Annotated in this window: 24 protein-coding genes and 1 pseudogene; 5 read left to right on the top strand and 20 right to left on the bottom strand. The window is 45.2% G+C overall.

The window, feature by feature from the left end:
* Positions 1–100: 100 nt before the first annotated feature.
* Together ACP4IT_RS11765 and ACP4IT_RS11760 are read right to left on the bottom strand one after the other, a co-directional pair.
* A complete protein-coding gene (locus ACP4IT_RS11765; protein WP_426855788.1) occupies positions 101–1,858 on the bottom strand; it encodes an ABC transporter ATP-binding protein in 1,758 nt (585 codons plus the stop codon).
* 27 nt (positions 1,859–1,885) lie between these two features.
* A complete protein-coding gene (locus ACP4IT_RS11760; RefSeq protein ID WP_011668674.1) occupies positions 1,886–2,419 on the bottom strand; it encodes a MarR family winged helix-turn-helix transcriptional regulator in 534 nt (177 codons plus the stop codon).
* 307 nt (positions 2,420–2,726) lie between these two features.
* On the opposite strand from ACP4IT_RS11760, the gene ACP4IT_RS11755 reads away from it, so the two are divergent.
* A complete protein-coding gene (locus ACP4IT_RS11755) occupies positions 2,727–3,440 on the top strand; it encodes a sulfite exporter TauE/SafE family protein (protein WP_011668675.1) in 714 nt (237 codons plus the stop codon).
* A gap of 65 nt (positions 3,441–3,505) precedes the next feature.
* On the opposite strand, the gene ACP4IT_RS11750 is transcribed toward ACP4IT_RS11755, so the two are convergent.
* From ACP4IT_RS11750 to ACP4IT_RS11735, 4 genes are all read right to left on the bottom strand, one after another.
* Positions 3,506–4,288: a tyrosine-protein phosphatase gene (locus tag ACP4IT_RS11750; RefSeq protein WP_011668676.1), complete on the bottom strand. Its 783-nt coding sequence runs from the start codon at positions 4,286–4,288 to the stop codon at positions 3,506–3,508.
* A 165-nt stretch (positions 4,289–4,453) separates the two neighbouring features.
* Positions 4,454–5,209: a hypothetical protein gene (locus ACP4IT_RS11745; protein ID WP_011668677.1), complete on the bottom strand. Its 756-nt coding sequence runs from the start codon at positions 5,207–5,209 to the stop codon at positions 4,454–4,456.
* On the bottom strand, positions 5,202–5,912 hold the full coding sequence (locus ACP4IT_RS11740) for an ABC transporter ATP-binding protein (protein WP_011668678.1): 711 nt from the start codon (positions 5,910–5,912) through the stop codon (positions 5,202–5,204). The genes ACP4IT_RS11745 and ACP4IT_RS11740 overlap by 8 nt, the downstream gene beginning before the upstream one ends.
* Positions 5,905–6,279: a GntR family transcriptional regulator gene (locus ACP4IT_RS11735; RefSeq protein WP_011668679.1), complete on the bottom strand. Its 375-nt coding sequence runs from the start codon at positions 6,277–6,279 to the stop codon at positions 5,905–5,907. The genes ACP4IT_RS11740 and ACP4IT_RS11735 overlap by 8 nt, the downstream gene beginning before the upstream one ends.
* A gap of 211 nt (positions 6,280–6,490) precedes the next feature.
* On the opposite strand from ACP4IT_RS11735, the gene ACP4IT_RS11730 reads away from it, so the two are divergent.
* Complete coding sequence (locus tag ACP4IT_RS11730) at positions 6,491–7,453, top strand: serine hydrolase (protein WP_011668680.1); 963 nt, start codon at positions 6,491–6,493, stop codon at positions 7,451–7,453.
* A gap of 65 nt (positions 7,454–7,518) precedes the next feature.
* Here ACP4IT_RS11730 and ACP4IT_RS11725 read toward each other — a convergent pair whose 3' ends face one another.
* The 6 genes from ACP4IT_RS11725 to ACP4IT_RS11700 all read right to left on the bottom strand — a co-directional run bounded on the left by ACP4IT_RS11725 (position 7,519) and on the right by ACP4IT_RS11700 (position 13,436).
* Positions 7,519–7,992, bottom strand: coding sequence for a glutathione peroxidase (locus ACP4IT_RS11725; RefSeq protein WP_011668681.1), 474 nt, complete (start codon positions 7,990–7,992; stop codon positions 7,519–7,521).
* Positions 7,993–8,215: 223 nt separating this feature from the next.
* Positions 8,216–9,391 (bottom strand): multidrug effflux MFS transporter, encoded by a 1,176-nt coding sequence (locus ACP4IT_RS11720; RefSeq protein WP_172757539.1) that lies wholly within the window; start codon positions 9,389–9,391, stop codon positions 8,216–8,218.
* A 217-nt stretch (positions 9,392–9,608) separates the two neighbouring features.
* The gene (locus tag ACP4IT_RS11715; protein WP_011668684.1) at positions 9,609–10,415 is read right to left on the bottom strand and encodes a Cof-type HAD-IIB family hydrolase; all 807 of its coding nucleotides are present in this window, start codon (positions 10,413–10,415) and stop codon (positions 9,609–9,611) included.
* 120 nt (positions 10,416–10,535) lie between these two features.
* Positions 10,536–11,324: a type I methionyl aminopeptidase gene (gene map / locus ACP4IT_RS11710; protein ID WP_011668685.1), complete on the bottom strand. Its 789-nt coding sequence runs from the start codon at positions 11,322–11,324 to the stop codon at positions 10,536–10,538.
* A gap of 141 nt (positions 11,325–11,465) precedes the next feature.
* A complete protein-coding gene (locus tag ACP4IT_RS11705) occupies positions 11,466–12,170 on the bottom strand; it encodes a hypothetical protein (protein ID WP_225350046.1) in 705 nt (234 codons plus the stop codon).
* 537 nt (positions 12,171–12,707) lie between these two features.
* On the bottom strand, positions 12,708–13,436 hold the full coding sequence (locus ACP4IT_RS11700) for an SDR family oxidoreductase (protein WP_426855784.1): 729 nt from the start codon (positions 13,434–13,436) through the stop codon (positions 12,708–12,710).
* A gap of 134 nt (positions 13,437–13,570) precedes the next feature.
* Here ACP4IT_RS11700 and ACP4IT_RS11695 point away from each other — a divergent pair, with 134 nt between their 5' ends.
* Positions 13,571–13,933, top strand: coding sequence for a winged helix-turn-helix transcriptional regulator (locus ACP4IT_RS11695; RefSeq protein ID WP_011668688.1), 363 nt, complete (start codon positions 13,571–13,573; stop codon positions 13,931–13,933).
* Between the two features lie 113 nt (positions 13,934–14,046).
* On the opposite strand, the gene ACP4IT_RS11690 is transcribed toward ACP4IT_RS11695, so the two are convergent.
* Genes ACP4IT_RS11690 through ACP4IT_RS11670 form a run of 5 tightly spaced genes read right to left on the bottom strand, consistent with a single transcriptional unit; the run spans position 14,047 to position 15,916 of the window.
* A complete protein-coding gene (locus ACP4IT_RS11690) occupies positions 14,047–14,457 on the bottom strand; it encodes an Asp23/Gls24 family envelope stress response protein (RefSeq protein ID WP_021741921.1) in 411 nt (136 codons plus the stop codon).
* A gap of 11 nt (positions 14,458–14,468) precedes the next feature.
* Positions 14,469–14,888, bottom strand: coding sequence for an Asp23/Gls24 family envelope stress response protein (locus ACP4IT_RS11685; protein WP_011668690.1), 420 nt, complete (start codon positions 14,886–14,888; stop codon positions 14,469–14,471).
* Positions 14,889–14,904: 16 nt separating this feature from the next.
* Entirely contained in the window at positions 14,905–15,087 is a 183-nt protein-coding gene (locus tag ACP4IT_RS11680) for a hypothetical protein (protein WP_011668691.1), read from the bottom strand.
* A 13-nt stretch (positions 15,088–15,100) separates the two neighbouring features.
* Entirely contained in the window at positions 15,101–15,646 is a 546-nt protein-coding gene (gene amaP, locus ACP4IT_RS11675; protein ID WP_011668692.1) for an alkaline shock response membrane anchor protein AmaP, read from the bottom strand.
* Positions 15,647–15,658: 12 nt separating this feature from the next.
* Positions 15,659–15,916, bottom strand: coding sequence for a GlsB/YeaQ/YmgE family stress response membrane protein (locus ACP4IT_RS11670; RefSeq protein WP_011668693.1), 258 nt, complete (start codon positions 15,914–15,916; stop codon positions 15,659–15,661).
* Positions 15,917–16,169: 253 nt separating this feature from the next.
* On the opposite strand from ACP4IT_RS11670, the gene ACP4IT_RS11665 reads away from it, so the two are divergent.
* The gene (locus ACP4IT_RS11665) at positions 16,170–17,084 is read left to right on the top strand and encodes a hypothetical protein (protein ID WP_087609601.1); all 915 of its coding nucleotides are present in this window, start codon (positions 16,170–16,172) and stop codon (positions 17,082–17,084) included.
* A gap of 94 nt (positions 17,085–17,178) precedes the next feature.
* Here ACP4IT_RS11665 and asnS read toward each other — a convergent pair whose 3' ends face one another.
* The 3 genes and pseudogenes from asnS to ACP4IT_RS11650 all read right to left on the bottom strand — a co-directional run bounded on the left by asnS (position 17,179) and on the right by ACP4IT_RS11650 (position 21,058).
* Complete coding sequence (gene asnS, locus ACP4IT_RS11660) at positions 17,179–18,570, bottom strand: asparagine--tRNA ligase (RefSeq protein WP_114684588.1); 1,392 nt, start codon at positions 18,568–18,570, stop codon at positions 17,179–17,181.
* A gap of 377 nt (positions 18,571–18,947) precedes the next feature.
* Positions 18,948–20,508 (bottom strand): annotated as a pseudogene (locus ACP4IT_RS11655) (DHA2 family efflux MFS transporter permease subunit).
* Entirely contained in the window at positions 20,483–21,058 is a 576-nt protein-coding gene (locus ACP4IT_RS11650; protein WP_172757537.1) for a helix-turn-helix transcriptional regulator, read from the bottom strand. The pseudogene ACP4IT_RS11655 and the gene ACP4IT_RS11650 overlap by 26 nt, the downstream one beginning before the upstream one ends.
* Positions 21,059–21,280: 222 nt before the next feature.
* Between ACP4IT_RS11650 and ACP4IT_RS11645 the strand changes: the two genes are divergently transcribed.
* Complete coding sequence (locus tag ACP4IT_RS11645; protein WP_128491924.1) at positions 21,281–21,682, top strand: transglycosylase; 402 nt, start codon at positions 21,281–21,283, stop codon at positions 21,680–21,682.
* Positions 21,683–21,813 lie beyond the last annotated feature (131 nt).

Genomic DNA, 21,813 nt, shown 5'->3' with positions numbered 1-21,813 from the left:
TTGGAAAAACTTTGTTTTTCGTATTCAGATTGAATTTAAAATCAGAGTAAAGAAAAGGAACCCCGTTCGCAAGTGAACGAAGTTCCACATAAATCCTCCATCAACACCCGTTGACAAAGAGCCAAATTGGTAAGCTATTTAGCAACTCTTGATGTGTCCCATGACCACTCACATGACCATTTTCAATAAAGTAAATGTTATCCGCATCCACAATCGTACTGAGACGATGAGCAATAATTAAGGTCGTTCGTCCCTTCATCAATTTCGTCAATGCTTGTTGCACCATAGCTTCCGATTCAGAGTCCAAACTAGCCGTTGCTTCATCCAACAACAGAATCTGTGGGTCACGAAGAAACGCACGTGCAATCGCCAGTCGTTGTCGTTGACCGCCACTAACCTTCACTCCGCGTTCGCCAACTTGCGTGTCTAGCCCATCAGCCATCTGGTGAACAAACTGATCTGCTGAGGTCAACTGAAGGACATGCCACAATTCGTCATCAGTATAGGTCTTCTCGGCACCATAGGTTAAATTATGCCGAATTGTCCCCGCCATAATAGCCGAATTCTGACTAACATAGCCTATCTGTGAACGCCAATCATTTAGATTAAGGGTCGCCACATCTTGACCACCAATCGTCACCCGTCCATGCTGGGGTTGATAGTATCGTTCAATCATTCCAAAAATGGTTGACTTTCCCCCACCGGATGGTCCGGCGAAAGCCACGACCGTATTAGGTTTGGCTTCAAAGTTAACGTCATGCAAAACTGGTTGCCCATCATCTTCATAAGCAAAGTCAACATGCTCTAACGCTAATGTTTGATCATTAACCGATTGGTTGGGTCCCGCAGTCAGGGCCTCTTCAGGTTCTTGCAAGAGATCGCGTACGCGTTCCGTAGACCCATTAGCCTTTGACAGATCCGTGAAGAAACGGCCTAAGGTTCCGACTGGTCCAATGATCTGAAACAAATACATCAGAAAAGAAAACATCGTCCCAATCGACATCGTTCCGTTAGACACCCGGACTGCCGCGTAAGCCAAAACACCCACAAACACAGCTAACATGCTAGCAGTCATAACGGGGCCCGCAATGGCATCATAAATAGCTTCTTTCAGCCCAATATGATACAATGTTTCGATTTGCTGTGACCCATTTTGACTTTCATAGGTTTCGGCATTAGAAGACTTAACTAAGCGAATTTCACTCAGCGTTTCATCGGTTGCCCCACTAAAGGTGGCCATTGCATCTTGCCGTTGACGACCGATCTTGCTAGATTGTCGCATAATTGGAAACATCACAATCATGACCAATGGTACCGCAATGAACATAATTAAGGTCATTCGCCAGTCCATCAATAACATAATCACTAACGCCCCTAGAAGTTGGAGCAATGACGTGACCATTTGTGGAAATGAATTAGCCAAAAGGTCTTTAATCTGCATCGTATCATTCACTAATCGTGAAGTCATTTCGCCGGTCTTCACATTATCAAAATAGCTAACCCGCAACCGAATCAATTTATGCCACAAGGTTTCACGCAAACGTGCCACAACATTTTCCCCGAAGAACCCCAGCAGTGCACCAGAAATAGCGCTAATCACTGCACTTGCCACAAATAGAACAATGACTGTAATCAACAACGACTGATTCATGGCATGACCAACCCCGTTGATTAACGATTGGGCCAACTTAGGCACCGCCAGTTGGGCGCCAGTTGCCAACATCCCCAACAGTAAGCCCACTGCTAATTGCCAATACTTAGGTTTAGTCTGCCGAATTAATCGTAAAAATGCTTTAAAATCAAACTTGCCAGTCGGCCGTTGTTGTGCGGTCGCTGGTGCTGCCATTCTTCGTGCCATCTCTCTTTGCCTCCAACCTACTCAAACTTAGAAACGGGGCCAGCCCATCCCTCTGCCACCCATGCCGTGGTGTGGCCACTGACGATTATCTGGCATCATATCATGCCAGTTCACATCATCAACATGGTGGTTTAATTTCGTCAATAGGTGTTCTAATTGTGCCTGTTCCTCAGCCGACAAGTCACCAAATAATTTATCCGACCAGTCATCGACCCGTTCGTCGTACTGATCAAACATCTCTTTTCCACGATCACTTAATTTCACAATCACTGCTCGCTTGTCAGTTGGATTAGGCAAGCGTTCAGCTAGCCCCATGTCAACCAAACGACTAATTGTGGCACTCACCGAGCTCGGCCGGATATCCAAAATCTCGGCAATTTCAGCATTGGTCAACCCCGTAGTCGATTGCGATAATAGCTGTAATAACCGCATTTGTCCTCGGCCACCACCCGGCCCGCCATGTTCACCCATTCCAGGTTGATGACTGACGGCCATTAAAAATGCCCGATTCTGCAATAATTTGCCAAAGCTTTTAAGTAAATCTCGACTTGACTCTGTCATGCGTGTGTCCTCCTTGAATACTTAATGGTCACTATATTAGCATATTAGTTAGTTTTTGCAAGTAAAAGCTAACTAAAAAGCTAACTATTTTCAAAAAATAACTAGCTTTTCCCCCATTGACTCAGATAAATCAATTAGATTTTATTTTTCTCTGGCTATTCTGCCCCAAAACAGGTATGCTTATTTATGCAGGTTTGCGCCTGCCTAGTTGCTCTGTACATTCCAGATGTAACCTATGGATCAACTAGTGCCCTCATCTCGGATTGATGAGGGCTTTTTTATTTGTTCATTCATAGGAGGCGACCACATGACGTGGTTAATTGTTGCCCTTGCCGGCCTATTGGGCGGCACTGTCCAAGGACTAACTGGCTTTGGTGCGGTCATTATGATGATGATTCTTTTGCCCAATATCTTACCCATTGACCAGAGCGCGGGGGTAGCGGGGGTCATGATGTTGGGCAGTGTCTCAACACTGGTTTACCGTTACCATCATGCCATTAAGTTCAGGCAAATTATTTTACCATTTCTAATTTATGCCAGTGTGGCGACAGGGTCCGTTCATCTGGGACATGTTCTCGATGTCCACTTATTACGACTGCTACTGGGCGGCTTACTCGTCGGCTTATCACTTTATTTCACCCTTAATCACCGCGGGAATACGCAACCCTTTCCTTGGTATGTCGCCGGTTGCTTCATGATAGTCTCCGGATTCTTTAATGGTCTATTCGGTATTGGTGGCCCTTTAATGGCCCTCTACTTTTTATCACTAGCACATTCAATGCCGGAATACTTAGCTAACCTCCAAACTTTTTTTCTAATTGATACGTTTTACATCACCAGTATCCGCGTGGCTAACGGTATCCTTACCATGCAACACATCCCGTTAATTCTCATTGGGATGGTGGGGGCCGTTACTGGCACCGTTATTGCTAGCCACGTCGTTACTCGACTCAACATCGCCACTATTAAACGTATTATTTATGTCTTTATCGGGCTTAGTGGCTTATATTATCTTCTTTAATCCCGTTTGAGATGAATAAATAGGTCTGCCTAACCAGTTAACTGGTTAGGCAGACCTATTTGTGCTTAATGCGGTGCTTTCGTTAACAGGTTTGTCTTAATGGCTTTTATCTGAGCCGGACTCAGCTTCAGTCCGTGTTTAACATACTTATCCATCGATCCGTATTGTTGATTAATTTGCTTGTAAAAGGAATTCAGCAGTGCTGGCTTGGCCCAAGTTACGCCTAATTGCGTGTTCGACAACAAATAATCTCGTTGAATATCTCGTTTGCTAACACCTAAGATACTATATAAAATGGCCGCCGCAGTCCCGGTACGATCCATGCCGTGTGAACAATGGAATAGTAACGCCCCACGCTTGTTTTCAGCAATCTGAATCAGCAGACTACGATAACTCCGTTTGGCCGCTGCTTTATGGGCCATATCATCATACATTCCTTGGTCATCATCATCGTAGTTCGAGCGAGTCCCTAGAACCGAGGCCTGGAGGTATTTGACACCTTCCATAACCGGATCAGGCTTTTTCATGATTTGCTCTGTTGTTCGCAGATCAACGATCTCGGTGAGCTGATGGTTGACCTGTAAGTTGAGCACATCGGTTGCCGTCAGGTTCTCCAATGAGGCACTCCGTAAAACCTTCCCCATTTTCACCCGTTGGCCGGACTTGGTTCGGTACCCACCAAGATCACGCATGTTTTCCCCGCCCTCTAAGTGAATGGGCCGATTAACCTTTTGTGAAATTGCCGGCTGAAGTTGCGAATCTTTTGCGGTTGCGGCGTAGGCTGGTGTCACCGCAGTGGCCATAATCGTAGCACACCCCAGTGTTGTCAGTACTGTCTGAAATCGCATATATCTTATATCCCCTTTCTGAATAATTTCAGCATACCAAGTAGGTGTAAAGAGCGAATAAAGATGCTGTAAGAATTACGTATGGGTTCTATTGATTTCGTAATACGACGACCGACAAAAAACTTGGTCATCAACTTTGATGGCCAAGATTTTTGACTGCAACTTTTAGTTGGCGATAGTTTCGCCCCATTTTTTAAGTAAGAAAATATTAATGATTGCTTCAACAATGGCTAATCCCAAGAAAATCGAAATCATGAAAATAAATGGACTGTAGTCCCCCTGAAAAGAAACACCAAAGTGCGAAACCAGTTCAAAGAGATAAACTAATACCCGCACCACTAGATAGATAATTAACAGGTATAGAATCGCATTAACAATTCGCCGGCCAATATTCGGCAAGAAGCTCCCGGTCGTTCGCACCACTAAGTGCGCAAAGGAAATGGTCGTCCAGATTAAAATCATCAAAACTAAAACTAAGATGATCAGTAAACCCATTGTGATTAAAGCTTTCTGTACGGGAGTATCTGCCACACCGTGTGTCAAATCCATCAAAAATTTATGATCGATTCGCGCTGAAATTCCCATTAGAACTAGATGAATTAGCCCGAAATACACAAAGGCACTTAATGAAGCCAGTAAGTTGGTCAGATAGAGCTTCATATCACTGACTGGGATTAATCGGAATGTATCTCGCGTATAGACATGTTCATTATCAATAGCTAGCAAGATCCAGACTACCATGGATGCCGAGCCTAACCAACTTTCCGTGACGCTAAAAACTTGGCCACTGCTAATTCCAGTAGTAAACCACGACCACAGTAAGGACACGAAGATAGCAGCCAGACTGAGACCAGCCACATCGTTCATCTTCCGGAAACGTTGCATTCCCAATACTTTAAATAATGATCCAAAACTAGTCATGACTGACGCCCCCCTCATATAGGCTCTCGTAATAAGCCTCGATACCAATACCATAGTCTTCCCGAATCTCGTCACTTAATTTATGGGCATAGATGGTTTGATCCTTGACGATCACCACTTCATCCAGAATTGGTGCAATCTCTGAGACGTAGTGATCACTAATGACCATCGTGGCATCTGTTGGTTTCCATTTCAAAATACTGCTGATGATCTTCTTCCGACTTATGCTATCAATCCCACTGAATGGTTCATCCAACAAGTATAGCTGTGTCTGACGTGCCAGGGTTAACGCAATAATAACCTTTTCCTTCATCCCTTTAGACAGCGCCGACAACTTCAATGTCGTATCGATTTGTAAGAAAGTGACCAGTTCTTCAAACCGCTGCCCATCAAAATCTGGATAGACGGTTCGATAGAAATTAACAACCCGTTCTACCTTGGTGTTAGCTGAAAATCCCCGCAACTGTTCCGTAAAACTCACGTGACGTTTGTGCTGGACCATAGCCGTATCACCACAAACCGCAATTGACCCTTGCCCCTTGGCACTTCCAGTGATCAAGCGCATCAAGGTCGTTTTACCAGCACCGTTTTCACCCAATAATCCGACAATTTTTCCCGTCGCTAATGTCAGATCGACCCCTTGTAAAATCGTTTTTAAATTTCGCTTATAAGATACTTGTTCCATAGCCAATACATTAGTCATGTTGTTGCCCCCTCTGTGCAATGTAGCGCTTCAAACTCGCGATGATTTCCTCATCGGTTAAATTCAATGCGTGTAATTGTTCATAAACGCGCTCCAACTGTTCCATGACTAACTGCTCCTTTAAATGGGTAATTCGTTGCTCATCCATTGTGACGAAGTTCCCCTTTCCCCGTTTAGATTCAATAATCCCCTCCGTGATCATTTCCCCGAGTGCCCGCTGGACTGTATTGACGTTAACCGTCAAGTCTACTGCCAGTTGGCGAACAGCCGGCAATTTATCCCCTGGTGCCAGCTGCCCGATTATCATTTCATGATAAAGATATGTTTTAATCTGATAGTAAATTGGAACTTTATCATCAAACTCCATCCGTTCTACCTCCCTAGTGTTATATTTTACTATTACACTATAACATGAATGCATTTGTATCGCAACCCGAAGTAACGACTAATTTGGACCGATGATAAGTCGCTAGTTACCTGTCCACCGTAATTTTTCATGTACGCCATCTTCATTTGGGCGTATACTGTCAAGTGTTAAGTTAACCAACAAACTCTTTTGTAAAGCGAGTCCTGACACGATGAAACCCCACCAAATCCCCCAACTTTTGTTTAAATACCGGGTCGTTGTGATGGCAGCCGCTATTGTTGTTCTCGGGCTAACTGGTATGTTCAGTGTCTACGCCCATCAACAACGACCGACGCAAGCTGATACGGTTGCTGCCAATCAAGCAGCTACGCCACACCAAATTAAGCAGCAACAACGCCATCTCAAAGCCCGCCTAAAAAAATACTTAACCCACCTCACCGCCGATGGTACGACCAGCGTGAGTTTCTACAACTTAGGGCCAATTGCGGGTAGTTCAGCCGCCAAATCTCCGCTTGCCCGTCAATTTTACCGCCGCGGTCAATTGGCAGTTTCAGCCAACGCCCATACCCCCGTTGTTTCGGCTAGTACATATAAACTATTCATTGCGGCCTATCTGTTTCATCTCAATCATCAGGGCCAATACACGTGGGACACGACCAGCCAAGATGGCTTTCATCGGATGATTGTGAACAGTGAAAATGACTTTGCTGAGGGCATTTTAGATACGTACGGCTTAGCTGGCATCGATAATTATATCGGTAGTCAAGATTATTACACACCGATGTTCATTGCCAATCAAGAAGCGATGACAACCGCCGCGAGTCTAACCAAACTCTTGGTCCGCTTAGATCGTGCGCAAGCCCCCTTTAATCATGCCCACGATCGGTCGTGGCTACTGTCTCTCATGAAACAACAGGTTTACCGGACTGGAATTCCAGCGGGCGCCAGCGCCGCTAAGGCCGGCACAACCGTTGCTGATAAAGTTGGGTTTCTCGGCGATACCAACAACGATGCCGCAATTGTCACCTTGCCAAGCGGGCAGCGTTACGTCCTTGTGATCATGACTCATGGTCACGGGCAGACTGGCTTTAGTGGCTTCCCTCGAATGGCCAAAATCACGACGCACATTCAGAAATTAATGTATGGGGCCACTGCTACTCAAAAATTGCATTAGCGACTATTACCAAAAAGGACCTATCACGTTCAACACGTGGTAGATCCTTTTTTAATACACCTATTCTAATCGGGCTGTAACGCCGTCACAATCGCTGGTTCAATTTTCTCTGGCTTGGTCGTGGGGGCGTACCGCGCAATGAGCTGTCCGTCACGACCAATAAGAAACTTCGTAAAGTTCCATTTGATTCGACCGTGACCCGCTGTTTTCTTGAGGTACGTGAATAACGGATCTTCATCTGCCCCATTGACTTGAATTTTTTTCGTCATGGGAAAGGTTACCCCATAATGAACCTGACAAAAATCACTGGTTGCCTCATCCGATTCTAGTTCCTGATGAAATTGGTTGGACGGCAAGCCCAAAACTTCAAGACCCTGACTATGATATCGCTGATACAAGTCTTCTAGCCCCACCAGTTGTGGTGCCAGTCCACATTTACTAGCCGTATTCACAATCAGTACGACTTTTCCCCGATAGTCTGCCAAATTGAGCGGTTGACCACTCATTTCAGTTTCTTGGAAATCGTAAATCATCGTCATTAGCACCCAGTCCTTTCTACAATTCATGAGTTGCTTACGACATTATCATACACGTTTCTTTTCGTTCTAGCTTGTCATTTGCAACTAACCAGTTATCGTTAACCTAACTAGGTTATTACCAAATACTGTGGTTCCTGAGTCTCGGAAATTGGCGTCTATCATGACTGTAGTTGAGCAGACAAGACTTCACCCCTACTCATCAACCAATTCTTGTTATATCAGATTACTGGTGTCGTCTGACTAACCGCCAAAATGCCAACCCCATCCCCAAACTCAGCACCAAAAGATAGAACGGCAGTCGGTTGATAGCACCATTGTGCCACCAACTCATTCCGTACGTTACGGTACTGACTAAAAGATAATACCCTAGGTTAAACCAACCACTAGCGCTTCCCATCACTTGTTCGTAGCCCACTAACGCGCGATTCAAGGCGTTCGGCAAGGTAATATTGAATCCAAAAAAGGTTAAAAAAATGCCGATAATCATCAAGGTAGCCTGATGCAGTGCAGCAGCACCCACTAAGCCAGCACTCATCACCATACTCACAATAAGTCCACCGCCGGTCACCTGTTCGGGCGTCCAACGATTCAGTAGTCGCCCGACAATGAGGGCCCCTAATAAGCTCGCTGCAGCTAACACGAGTCCCAACCAGCCGTAAGCCACTGCCGAATAGCCAAAGTGGGTCATAAAAATAAATGGGGCTTCGGCGTAGTAACTAAACAAGGCGCCGTTAATCCCCCCAATTAATAGACCATAACCCCACACAACCGAGTCCGTCAATAACCGCTGCACCACTAGGCGTTGCTTAACGATGGGGGCATGGGTTGTTAATTGACGGGTCTCCGGCAAACCTGCTTGCGCGAGTAATCCCACGACGATTGCCATCGTCACCAGCGTTGCAAAAACACCTCGATAACCGCTGATGGTTTGCATGATCCCACCGATTAACGGCCCCAAAGCTGGTGCCAAGGCCATAGCCGCACTGGTTTTGGCAAAGACCTTGGCCCCCCTCACACCCGTAAAACTTTCGCGCATGATTGTCTGGGTGACGACCGACCCTGTACTAGCGCCAAAGGCCTGAACTAGTCGCCAAATCAATAATGTCGTGAACTGCGTACTAACCAATAGGCCGACATTGCCAACTAAATAGACGCCAATCCCAGTCAACATGGCTGGGCGTCGGCCCCAGTAATCGGCCAATTGACCCCAAACCAAGACACCAATGGCAAACGCAACAAAGTACGTGCTCATGGTCAGTTGGATTTGATTGGCACCCACGGCCAACACATGTTGTAACTGTGGCAGTACCGGTGTAAAGATTGACTCACTAATTTGGGGAAACCCCACTAAAACAATTACCAGTCCCAAAGAAGGACCTGACTTTTGGACGCTTTTCATCATATTTCTCCTTAAAATTTACTCTACGGAAAAACGTCCGACACCATTTACGGGGGCACACACCATGATTTGTTCGATTCTCACAGGCTCATCCACCCCTTTCGCTTAAGTATTCCCTTACCCTACTGGAAGGCGGGGGACTTGTCAATCACCAGCTCTGTTTAAGCCACCGCTCAAAAATGCCAGAACGCAACCGTCCTGGCATCTTGGTATCTACTTATAAAATAAAGGTTTCAATTGCATCAGCAACCCCGCGCTCGTAGTCATGGGGCGTTACAAACTTAGCCACTTGCTTAACGTCATCAATGCCGTTAGCTACCGATACGGGTAATCCCACCTTGGTCAGCATGCCTAAATCATTCGCGTTATCACCAATTGCCATAATTTCATCAGCCTTAATTCCCAGCTTGTCACCCAGGTCTAAGATCGCCCGCCCCTTATCCACACCGGCATGGTTGACTTCCATGTAAATTCCCGATGAATACGTACAATTAATTTCTGTAAATGCGGCTTTGATTGCCGCATAAACCTGTTGCCGAACCATCACATCCGGATTCATAACGATAACTTTCATAATCTGCGCATTTCTAAACTGGTCAAATGCACCTGTCATCTCAGTGAAGGTCACCCCACGGGTTTGCAGGTAGGCGCGATCATCTGCTCGTGGCCGATAAATGAACAGATGATCCAGCGTATAGATATGAATATCCACATCAAACTCGCTCATGATGGCAAAAGCCTTGGCCGCTTCTTCATAGGGCATTTCATTGCTGACAATGACACGATTGTCCTGATTTTCTACAACGACACCACCATTATACGAGACGACATACTCGTTTGGTCGTTGGTAGAGGTTTAACGTCTTTAACAATGGTTGAATGGATAGAAAACTCCGCCCGGTGTTTGGCACGAACTTGACCCCACGTTTAGAAGCTGCCGCAATGGCGGCGACGTTTGCCGATGAAATACTCCCATCCTGTCGTAACAGTGTTTCATCGAGATCACTGGTAATTATTTTGTACACGCGACTCGCTCCCTTGAATTCGTTTACACCCACTATACCATAGACAATCTTTGGAAACGAACGACGGCTTCATTTTCTAAAATCGAATAAAAAGCGCAGCCGCAGCTCCGCTCATCAACTCTATTTCAATAAATACGGTGCATCCATGACCGGATCAACTGAGGTCAAAATCTTTGGCCCATCATCTGTCACCACTAACGTGTGCTCATATTGACAGCTAAGACTACCATCTAAAGTACGAATCGTCCACCCATCATCCGCTGGATCGCCACAACGCCAATCACCAATATTAATCATCGGTTCGATTGTAATCGTCATGCCTGCTTTCAATCGCGTACCATGTCCGGCCTTGCCATAGTGGGGAACATCTGGTTCCTCATGCATCGTGGGTCCAATACCATGACCGATGTATTCACGAACGACCCCATAGCCCATTTGATTTTCGGCGTAATCTTGAATGGCAAACCCAATATCGCCAATTCGATTACCGACAACAGCCTGATCAATCCCCAGATACAAGGCTTTAAGGGTCACATCCATCAGTTTCTGCACGGCAGGACTTGCCGTGCCAGCAACAAATGCATGGCAGGCATCGCTTAAATATCCATGATAATCGATGACCGTATCGACCTTAATTAAGTCACCATCATGAATTAAGATATCCTTACTGGGACAACCGTGACACACCATATCGTTGACACTCACACACGTTGAATACTTGTAGCCTTCAAAGTTTAGCTCACCAGGTGTCGCATCATGATCAATAATATATTGGTAACTAAAATGATCAATGTCCCACGTCGTCATCCCTGGTTTGATGTAGGTTGCTAATTCATGAAACAGCCCTGCCAAAATATTGCCAGCTGCCTGCATGCCATCAATTTCCCGTTGCGATTTAAGTGCTATCATGAGTCCTCCTGAAAATTCCATTCGTTTCTTTCTAGTATACCCTTATTTGCCGAAAATAAAAAAGCACCGATCACCTCCCGGATGACCGATGCTTCACTCCCCCTATCTCAATGACCATATCAATGCTGGTTAATTCCCCAATTAATCAGCATTCATGAATTGGCCATTAGTCAAATCACGTTGCAGCACCCAGCCATGGCCGGATACGTAGCTAAAGGCTACGGTCTTCTTAGCAGCGTTCTTCAGCTTAGCTTGCTTCGTCACTTTGTAAGTCGTGGCGGCCTTCAGTTTGCCGTTCGTCGTTAACGTCATCGTTGGCCGATCAGCGGCAACTGCGGCTTTATATACGACTGGACGGGCATCCTTGGTATGTACCGTCTTCGCTTTTTTAAGCGCCGTCACTGAGACGATCGTATACTTGGTTGCTGTCTTCTTAACCCCACTAGCGGCTTTAAACTTGCCAGCCGTTAGCTTGCTAGAAACAACCCAGCCTTGGCCTTTAACATAACTGTACTTCTGACTCTTCTTAGCGTTGATCTTTACCTTAACTTGCTTGGTAACCTTGTAAGTTGTCCCGGCCTTCAGCTTCCCCTTAGCTGTTAACGTCATCGTTGGCCGATCAGCACCCATAACGGCTTTGTATACAACTGGCTTAGCGTCCTTAGTATGGTACGTCTTCGCCGTCTTATAAAAACTTGAAGATAAAATCGTATACGTTTGTTTCTTAACACTTGCCTGCGTGGTCGTTGCTGTTGTCGTCTTCGCTGAAACTGGTGCAACAATTGCCAATGGTGCCATCAAGGCTAATGCGGTCAAAACTGTTAGCGTCTTTTTCAAAATATCCACTCCCCTAAATCAAAGATTACATTTAATTTAGTTATATTACAGCAATGTGTCAATAGCGTTTTAATTGTAATATTTTTAAAATATTCTAAAGTTCGCCTGCCATCATCAACATGTTGGTTGCCACTAATCATCGAAATCCACTAAACTGCCAGTATTCATTTAAAGGGGGAATCATGATGGATGGTATTTGGCAAACAACTGACCGGAGCATTGATATTCTACAGCTTAAACACACATTACCCACACACAGAATCCCTTTGGAAATTTGATTCTAATTAATATTTCCGGCTTGCCTTGGAATGAATTGCAAGGATTCACGCCCCTAAGATTACCGCACATTGCTGGCTATGGCTTTGCGGGCATCGTTTTGGAAGGTCGCCTAGTATAGGTAGTCCTTGTTATCGTTAAATTTCGTTACTTTTTTTACTTGGGTAGCTGGAATCGGCCTCGCCATTTGGCTGGTTAAATTCGGTTTGATGGTCTGGCTAGGTTCATCAATAATAAAAAAAGGACGGCGCTAATCGCCATCCCACCAGACTAAGCATCCTGCTTAGTCGCTGCAATATCTACTTCACGAATATTAACCTCTTGTGGCATGTCATACATGAACTTAACGGTTTCAGCGACATGCTTAGGATCTAAGGTGATTCCACCCATCGTCGCCTTCCACGCTTCATAATCCTTCAAGGCTGTGTCACTCGTAACGTGGGTCAGCAGTTCCGTTTCGGCCGCCCCAGATGCGACGAGCATGATCCGAACATTTTGTGCGGCATTTTCTTCACGTAAGGTTTCAGATAAGCCATGTACGCCAAATTTAGACGCAACGTAGGCTGCATGATTTACAAATGTCTTCTTCCCCGCCAAGGAAGACATGTTTAAAATCGTCCCATGTTGACGCTCACGCATGCCGTCCAAGACGATTTGGGTGCCATTCAAAATACCCATTACGTTAGTATCTAGCATGGTTTGCCATTCTTGTGGATCTTGATTTTGAACATTGCCCAGTAACATAACCCCGGCATTATTCACCAATAAATCGGTCGGGCCATATTGCGCTTCTGCCTTATGAATAGCAGCCGCAAACTGTTCTTGATTAGTCACATCCACCTCAGCAACCATAGCGTGGTCAAAGGTCTCCGCTAAGGCTGTCAGTTTCTCCAATCGCCGGCCCAGTAATAAAATCGGGAAACCGTCAGCATTGAAGATTTTAGCAATCTCCTGGCCAAATCCAGAACTAGCCCCCGTGATCACCACTAATTTTTTCATAATGTACCTCCTAAAAATCTTTCATAACAATCTCTGTATTTCTCAACAATTCTCAGTATAATGGGAGGCGAACTAAAAACAAGTACGCACTTTGGGGTAACTACGACTGACCGTTTCCCCCGAAAGGACCCTTTATGGATAAGCAACCACTCATAGCACCACGCTTTTTAAATGAATTTGACGCCACCATGCAACTGATTCAGGGCAAATGGAAGATCATGATTCTTTATGAACTAGACGAAGATGACCATTGCCGATTCGCTGACTTACAACATCACATTCAAGCCGTCTCACACAAAACACTCACGAGTCAATTACGTGAATTACAAGCGGATGGGTTGATTACCCGTCACGACTTTCATACCGCTCAACCCCATGTCGAATATGCATTAACACCCATGGGCCAATCACTAATTCCGATCTTAGATGCCATCTGTACTTGGGGCACAATACACATTGATCCGGCATTGATGGCCCGAACTTTGTGTGATGAATAAGCCTATTCGGCCGACTACCATGTAATCAAATAAAAAGGACGCTTTCAGAACTGACAACATTCTGAAAGCGTCCTTTATTTAGTAGAGCACCAGCGCTAGCTATTGGCTAGTGACTAGTCGTCCTTTTTCTTTTTACTACGAGATGACTGTTGTCGTTGCTGCCATTCGTCTTTGGTCAGCATATCTTTGACCCGAAGCTTAACCTCGGTCACTCGATAGCCAGTCATGGTGGTCACCGCACTGGTAATCTTACTCGTCACTTTGGTTAAAATTTCTTCGGCACGTTTCCCATATTCTAGGATGGCATCCAGTTCAATGGCCACGGTCTTTTGTTGGTCATCCAGTTCAATATCGACGCCAGATTGCGGTCGATCACTCTCTGTTAATCGATCCGATAAATTATCAATCAGGTTGCCTTGTAAACTCAGCACACCATCGACTTCGCTCGCCGTCTTACCCGCAATCTTTTCTAACACCATATCATCAAAAATAATTGTTTGCGTTGCTTCAGGTTGTTTGTCCATGAGGGCCTCCTTTATTTGACCTTGTCGTCAGTGTCAACGGTAGAATTAGGCTTACCAGCTGCCTGCTCTTGCCATTCTTGCTTACTCATGACGTCATTAATATGAACTTTAATATCAACAACTTCTAAGCCAGTGAAACGCTCGATGTCTTGTTGTACCCGTTGGCAGAGTTGATTAAAAATCTGGCGCATATCCTTACCATATTCAACGGTAATCGTCATGTCGAGAGCGGCTTGTTGTTCGCCGACTTGGGCTTGAACACCTTGGGTTGGATCAGAATCATTGCGGAATCGGTTCGTGAGATTACTGATCATCCCACCTTCTAATGCTAAGACCCCATCAATATTGCGCGATGCCAGTCCAGCAATCTTCTTGATCACATCATCTTCAAACGTTAACTTCGTGGTTAATGTTGGTTTTTCTGTGGTCATAAGACCCCTCCTTTAATTATCTCGATAAAAGTTGTTCAATCCGTTTACCTAGGGCCGAAAGATCTAAGCGGACAAACCGACCAATTCCCCAGCCCACTAGGCCAAACACAGCAACTAACAACATTGCGGGGAAGCTTTGGAACACCCATACGAGTCCCAAAACAAGACCCCACAGTGCGCCATATGCGCCATTACTCATGCCACTCCCTCCTTTACACGACTGACACGTGCCGTTGCCGATCAACTGGTGATAACCGGACAACCGGTTTGACGGCCGTCAAATCTAATTGTTGCTGTAAATAAGCATCAATCACTTGGCTAGCCTGTTGTGCCAGCGGATCAATCTGATCCGTTGCACTGACCTGAGCGATGGCGGTCACTCGGGCACGCCGGTGGCGTAACAATTTCACCGTTACTCGGGGGTCAACTAAGCCCACCTGTTCAACCAGTTGGTGACGTAACGCTTTTTCTAGCGCTGCCTGTGGCACTTCCAACATACCAAGCCGATTGGTGAATTGCCATTGCTTCTCACGTATTGGTTTGAAGATACCGATAACCACTAATCCCAAACCAACGATTCCGGTAATAATCACGGCCCCGGCTAAAACATATTTCAACCAAGCCATTTGGGTATAGCTCATTTCTAAACTCCACGCTGAAAGTCCCGGAATCGGCAGCCACCAGCCGAGCTGAAAGATGCCCAAGGCTAGTAGAATCAGTCCTAGAATCGTCAAAAGTCCTTTGTTGCCTCGTCGCATCGGATCACCGCCTTATTTGGCCTTGCCGCGAACACCAAAGATTGCTGAAACAATCAAGATTAAGATGATGGCCCCTAAGATTGAAGGGACTAATGCCATCCCGGCTAAAGTTGGACCCCAAGAACCTAATAGTGCTTGTCCTAACCAAGAACCAATCAAGCCGGCTAGGATATTGGCAATCCAGCCCATCGAACCGCCGCGATTAGTAATTGCACCTGCCACCGCACCGATAATCGCACCAACGATTAATGACCATAACCATCCAAACATAAGATAACGCCTCCTTTTTGCATTAGTTGATTCCTATCGTTAACATCATAATAACCGATTAGTATTTCCGATTGCAACCTTTACGCTCACCTGTGAATAATTCTCCAACAGGCTATTTACGCATAATGATCACCCGGCTTATCACTAGTTAATCTGCAAAAAATAGTTCACCTGAATCTCATCGACAGGTATGTTACAATCAAAAATGCTTGTGTTTTCATCGGAATAATATTTAGGAGGCGCCTCGTTACTTATGAAGTTTATGACTCACGTCAGTCGTGACTATCTGATCGGCTTCGCTTTAGTCCTTCTGATGGTCGCTGGAGCAATGTTCTTGCACGATCAAGAAATTATCTTGCCGGAAATTGCTGCATTAACCGCTGGTATGTGGATTTATCACAACCCACGCTGGCTCCATCAACCTTACAAAATTTTTTTAGCGCCTTCCGGTACGGCGGTTATTGGCTTTTTAATCAACCAGCTTCCGGTTAACTACCCCATTAAAATTTCGCTAACTTTAGTGGGCATTCTCGTGCTCTTGCGTGAATTACGTTCTCCCTTAGCACCGGCCTTTGCCACCGGACTTTTACCAATTATTGTTAATGCAACCCACTGGTCATTTATCGGGGCCATTTTCTTGTTTACGCTAATTCTTATGATCGGTGTCTTACGACAGGGCCACTATCGCCACGCAATTGCCAGCGATCCGATTCATTTTCAACATATTTTAGGCTTTGCGGCAGTTGCCACAGTCTGGATTATCGGTGTTTGTCTAGCGGGACAGCCTCAAATGGCCGGAATTCCGCCGGTACTAGTGGTCTTCTTTGAAGTCCTCCAGCGCCCAACCTACTCGGGTAAACTAGCACTTAAACAAATTGCCGCACTCAGTGGCGCAGCAACCATTGGGGTTGTTGGACACTTACTGGTAACCTCATGGCTCCTAGCAACCTTGATCAGCTTGCCACTCGTTTTACTGCTGCTGGCTCTGCTCAACCTAAAACTGCCAGCGGCCTATGCGTTTCCGCTCTTGGCACTCGTCTTGCCACCAACCATGTTCATCCATCTCCCGATTGCGGCTACCTTAGCCGCTAGCTTCTTTCTAGGAACCGTCCTAGTTTACCGTAAAATCACGGCTGCCATGACGACGAGCATTACTGAAGAAAATTAAAAGGCAGGTTCACCGGTATTTTCCGTTGAACCTGCCTTTTTGATTGTTTAACGTTGTCTTCGAAATTTTATTTAAAGACTATGCGTCTAATGTCTTAGAATTCAGCGTTACCCGGTGTCCGTGGGTAAGGAATCACATCGCGAATGTTTTCCATTCCAGTCACATACATCAGTAACCGTTCAAAACCAATACCATAGCCAGAATGTGGTGTTTCACCATACTTACGTAGATCCAAGTACCATTGATACTCTTCGGGCGGCAAGTTATAGTCCTTAATTTTCTGGGCTAATTGGGCCTGACGTTCTTCACGTTGACTGCCACCGATTAATTCACCGATTCGGGGAACCAACAAGTCAGCGGCCGCAACCGTCTTCCCGTCTTCATTGTCTCGCATATAAAAGGCCTTAATTTCCTTAGGATAATCCGTCAGGAAGGTTGGCCGTTTATACACTTGTTCACACAAATAACGTTCATGTTCTGCTTGTAAGTCAAGTCCCCATGAAACGGGCACGTCAAAATCAACTGGCGCTTTTTTCAACTCTTCGATCGCTTGTGTGTAAGTGATTTGCGCAAACTTTTCATCGCAAGTCTGGTGCAAACGGTTCAGCAAGTCATCATCAACAGCACTGTCTAGAAAAGCCAACTCGTCTTGCGCATGATCCAATAGGTATTGGACCACATACTTCAGTAAGCCTTCAGCCTCATTGATAGTGTCCTGCAGGTCAGCAAAAGCCATTTCTGGTTCAATCATCCAAAATTCAGAGGCATGCCGAGATGTATGCGAGTTTTCTGCCCGGAAGGCTGGGCCAAACGTGTACACGTTCCGTAAAGCTAAGGCAAATGCTTCAACTGGTAATTGCCCACTAACCGTCAGATTCGTTTCCTTTTTAAAGAAGTCCTCGTGATCATCCACCCGGCCATCTTCAGTCTTCGGTAAGTTGTTCATGTCTAACGTCGTTACCCGGAACATTTCACCAGCACCTTCACTATCGCTACTGGTAATAATGGGCGTGTTAACGTACGTAAACCCATGTTCTTGTAAATATTGATGAATGGCGAACGCTGCCAACGAGCGAATCCGGAAAACCGCATAGAATGTGTTCGTCCGTGGCCGCAAATGGGCCATCGTCCGCAAGTATTCGTAAGAATGCTTTTTCTTTTGCAGTGGATAATCGTTATCTGAAGCCCCTTCTAATACAACTTCTTGTGCATGAATTTCCAACGGTTGCTTGGCATCCGGTGTATAAACCACCGTCCCAACAACTTTAATCGTCGAACTCAAAGGTAACTTCGCCATTTCCGCATAATTCTCGAGATCACTTTGCATCACGATTTGTGCGTGCTTAATCGTCGAACCATCACTTAATTCGATGAAACCAACCCGCTTGGATCCACGGACCGTCTTTACCCAACCGTGTAATGTCACCACTTCATCTTCAGCAAAATGCCGATCGCTAAATAAATCTTTAACTAAAACGTCTACCATGACCTTATTTCTCCTTCCATGAATCACCGCAACACCAAAAAAAGACCCATCATCCCTATAACAGGGACGAAAGATCTTTCCGCGGTACCACCCAAATTGTTTTAAATTCAAAACCAACTTTAATAACGTACTATCATACGCTCCGTTTGATAACGTGTCGGTCACGGCGTAGCCTACTTCAATAATTTCAGCCAGCAACAGAAACGGGGTTATCCCCAATTGGTGATACACTAAGCTCCCACTATCCTTAGTTCGCTACGCCATCCGACCAGATGGGACATTGACCATTTCTCTTGTTTTTGTCTATTCAACTACTGTCAGATTATCACAAATCACGGTATGTGACAATACCTGACGACTTCAAACGCCATTATGATTTAGTGAGCTTTTCGATTACGCATTAAGAATGCCGCACATAAACCACCAGCAATTACAATTCCGGCAGCAGCTAATGAAACGGCGCGAGTTCCATTGGCATATGCTTGCCAAACAATCTGCTGTACCGCATGTCCAAATGGCGTCTGACTCAAACGCGAACTAAAAGCAATGCTGTGACCAGAAAATGGACCGGCATTCACTAATGCTTGATGGATGGCCTTCGCAGCTGCATGTGGCATATTGACTCGACTGAAGTGCTGCGTTAAATAAGTTTCGTAAACCTTGTTTTGGACCAACCCCAGGCACACAATACCTAGCGTGACCCCGATTTGACGAAAGACATTGATTAACCCGGAGGCCATTCCCATTTCGCGAACGGCAACGCCCTCCATCCCGGCACTATTCAATAACGGATTAACAAGTCCATTCGTAATTCCCATTAAAACCATTCCTGGCCAGAGGGCCATGAATGATACTTTGACCGTCATTGCATTGGCTAACAGTAAAAATCCGATGCCACCTAAAAATAGGCTACCGCTGATCATCCACTTCTTAGAATATCGATTTCCCAGATAGCCGGTAATTGGTCCCAGAAGTAATGACCAGATGCTAATCGTTAACTGTCGAACACCGGCACCTAGCGCAGAATATCCCATGTAATTTTGCATAAGCGCCGTGAGATACGTATTGTATGAATAAATTCCGGCTCCCAACGCCAGCGCAACCATAACGGTTCCTACAAAGTGGGGATTTTTAAACATCGTTAGATTAATCATTGGTTGACTAATCCGTGACTCAACCACAATAAATACGATGAAGAATAGAATAGCAGCGCCAAACCAGCCAATCATCTGGCCACTCAGCCAGCCCCAGTGCGGATGACTTTCCTTTAAAATCAATCCATAAATCAACGTAAACAAGCTCGCGGCCGATAGGAACATCCCGGCAAAATCAATCTTTTGGCTACGACTGATGTCCGGTACTTCATCCACATAAATGAGTGTCAGAATAATCGCCACAATCCCAATTGGAATATTGACGTAAAAGATTGACCGCCAGCCAAATTGGGCAACTAAGTAGCCCCCAACTAAAGGACCTGACGCCGATGATAAGCCAATGACTGATCCCAAAATCCCTAGGGCGACTCCCCGTTTACCACCTTTAAAGCTAACCGCAACCAAGGCCATTGCCAGTGCAATTCATACCGGCACCGCCAACCGCTTGCACGCCGCGGCCAATATCCAACACTAATAACGAAGGGGCAAGGCCGTTGATGGCTGATGCTAATACGAAAAGGCCTAGTGACAACACAAAGATTTTTTTCAAGCCATACATATCACCAATCTTAGAAACAATTAGCAAAGTTACGCCCAATACCAATGAGTAGGCGTTTAATACCCACTGCACGTTATTAAACGATTCATTAAAATCTCGCACCATTGTTGGTAATGCCACATTGACAATCGTAACATCCAGCAAAGCCATAAAGACGCCTAAAGATAGGGCAACCAGCCCTATCCATTGACGATATCTCTTAGTCATAATTCGTTTTACCTCCATGAGCATCAGTTAGTCGTAAATCCTGTAGCTGCCGATTGCTCCATTTAATTTTCGTTTCACTCTCCGCAATTTGAAGCTCTAACGTACGGATGCTCCAGTCTAGTGAAGCGTGTCTATCCATCGAAGCCGTTGCGAGTTTTTCTTTCAAATGCAGATAAACCTGTTGATAAATTTGCAGATCGGTTAAAAGCGCTTCTTTGTATTCATTTAAAATTTGGCTTTGCACAGCCACCGGTTCAGTTGCCATCCCCTTAAATTTAAACCGATATAAAGATTCTCGCTTAGCGTCAGTCGTCACTGGTGTCACTAACATGTCATGTAAGTGCGCACGACCGGTAGCCGTTAAGTGCGCCACTTTCTTTCCGCGGGCATTCGTGGTATCCGTCACGAACGTAATATCTCCTGCAGCCGCTAGTTTATTTAACAAGGGATACATGACGCCATTAGAAATTTTTCGTCGCGGAACCAAAGCGTTACCCAAGACCTGACAAAGTTTATAGCCAGACATGTCCCGCGAAAGTAACGAACCTAATACCAACAGTTCATACATATTTTGCCTCCATTCAACCCGTCTAAACGACTTATCAAGTATAGGTCTTTCCGACTGGTTGTCAACAAACTTTTTAAAATAATTGCCCAACCATCAACATATTTCATCAATGTGACGCGCTTTTAATTACAAAGTAACTGCGCGTTAACACGATTGCAACACTTCTCGCGTATATTACTAGATATCAGATAAATTCGATTAGAGAGAGTGTTTAAAAAATATATGTCAAAAATGAAACTTAAAATTGCATCCATTTTGTTGGTATTCGGGTTTTCTTTCGGCATGGTGACCGATGTCACAACGAACCTCTTACCCCAAACAACGACAACGGCCCAAGCTTCGACTAAGCTGACCGCTAGTCAGAAGAAGCAAATCGCTAAAATTAACGCTTCCTTATCTAAAAAACAAATGGCCTCTAAGAACTGGATTGCTTATCACGAATCAAGTTACAGTTATCGTGCGGTAAACGGAAACTGTTATGGTCGTTATCAATTACTAAAATCTTATCTACATGGCAACTTATCTCCAGTCAATCAGGAAAAAGTGGCTAATTCGTACGTCAAGGGACGCTACGGGTCTTGGACAAAAGCCAAAAAATATTGGCAAAATCATCATTGGTATTAATCTACAAAGAGGCTGTGACATAACTAGTCTCTTTATAATGGAATAGGACGAGAAACCGATCTTTGTTTTCTCGTCCTATTCTTTTGCTCTTGGAGTTGGCTACCAGTGTAACCAGTTTCTGGATATTCAAG

This window comes from Levilactobacillus sp. LN180102 (assembly GCF_050106635.1).
Classification (GTDB): Bacteria; Bacillota; Bacilli; order Lactobacillales; family Lactobacillaceae; genus Levilactobacillus; species Levilactobacillus brevis.
This window is presented reverse-complemented; position numbering and strand designations above follow the sequence as displayed.

Excerpts from the sequence above, each read along its gene's own strand:
- ACP4IT_RS11765 (WP_426855788.1), bottom strand. The coding sequence starts at position 1,858 with ATGGCACGAAGAATGGCAGCACCAGCGACCGCACAACAACGGCCGACT.
- ACP4IT_RS11760 (WP_011668674.1), bottom strand. The coding sequence starts at position 2,419 with ATGACAGAGTCAAGTCGAGATTTACTTAAAAGCTTTGGCAAATTATTG.
- ACP4IT_RS11755 (WP_011668675.1), top strand. The coding sequence starts at position 2,727 with ATGACGTGGTTAATTGTTGCCCTTGCCGGCCTATTGGGCGGCACTGTC.
- ACP4IT_RS11750 (WP_011668676.1), bottom strand. The coding sequence starts at position 4,288 with ATGCGATTTCAGACAGTACTGACAACACTGGGGTGTGCTACGATTATG.
- ACP4IT_RS11745 (WP_011668677.1), bottom strand. The coding sequence starts at position 5,209 with ATGACTAGTTTTGGATCATTATTTAAAGTATTGGGAATGCAACGTTTC.
- ACP4IT_RS11740 (WP_011668678.1), bottom strand. The coding sequence starts at position 5,912 with ATGACTAATGTATTGGCTATGGAACAAGTATCTTATAAGCGAAATTTA.
- ACP4IT_RS11735 (WP_011668679.1), bottom strand. The coding sequence starts at position 6,279 with ATGGAGTTTGATGATAAAGTTCCAATTTACTATCAGATTAAAACATAT.
- ACP4IT_RS11730 (WP_011668680.1), top strand. The coding sequence starts at position 6,491 with ATGAAACCCCACCAAATCCCCCAACTTTTGTTTAAATACCGGGTCGTT.
- ACP4IT_RS11725 (WP_011668681.1), bottom strand. The coding sequence starts at position 7,992 with ATGACGATGATTTACGATTTCCAAGAAACTGAAATGAGTGGTCAACCG.
- ACP4IT_RS11720 (WP_172757539.1), bottom strand. The coding sequence starts at position 9,391 with ATGAAAAGCGTCCAAAAGTCAGGTCCTTCTTTGGGACTGGTAATTGTT.
- map (WP_011668685.1), bottom strand. The coding sequence starts at position 11,324 with ATGATAGCACTTAAATCGCAACGGGAAATTGATGGCATGCAGGCAGCT.
- ACP4IT_RS11700 (WP_426855784.1), bottom strand. The coding sequence starts at position 13,436 with ATGAAAAAATTAGTGGTGATCACGGGGGCTAGTTCTGGATTTGGCCAG.
- ACP4IT_RS11695 (WP_011668688.1), top strand. The coding sequence starts at position 13,571 with ATGGATAAGCAACCACTCATAGCACCACGCTTTTTAAATGAATTTGAC.
- ACP4IT_RS11690 (WP_021741921.1), bottom strand. The coding sequence starts at position 14,457 with ATGGACAAACAACCTGAAGCAACGCAAACAATTATTTTTGATGATATG.
- ACP4IT_RS11685 (WP_011668690.1), bottom strand. The coding sequence starts at position 14,888 with ATGACCACAGAAAAACCAACATTAACCACGAAGTTAACGTTTGAAGAT.
- ACP4IT_RS11680 (WP_011668691.1), bottom strand. The coding sequence starts at position 15,087 with ATGAGTAATGGCGCATATGGCGCACTGTGGGGTCTTGTTTTGGGACTC.
- amaP (WP_011668692.1), bottom strand. The coding sequence starts at position 15,646 with ATGCGACGAGGCAACAAAGGACTTTTGACGATTCTAGGACTGATTCTA.
- ACP4IT_RS11670 (WP_011668693.1), bottom strand. The coding sequence starts at position 15,916 with ATGTTTGGATGGTTATGGTCATTAATCGTTGGTGCGATTATCGGTGCG.
- ACP4IT_RS11665 (WP_087609601.1), top strand. The coding sequence starts at position 16,170 with ATGAAGTTTATGACTCACGTCAGTCGTGACTATCTGATCGGCTTCGCT.
- asnS (WP_114684588.1), bottom strand. The coding sequence starts at position 18,570 with ATGGTAGACGTTTTAGTTAAAGATTTATTTAGCGATCGGCATTTTGCT.
- ACP4IT_RS11650 (WP_172757537.1), bottom strand. The coding sequence starts at position 21,058 with ATGTATGAACTGTTGGTATTAGGTTCGTTACTTTCGCGGGACATGTCT.
- ACP4IT_RS11645 (WP_128491924.1), top strand. The coding sequence starts at position 21,281 with ATGTCAAAAATGAAACTTAAAATTGCATCCATTTTGTTGGTATTCGGG.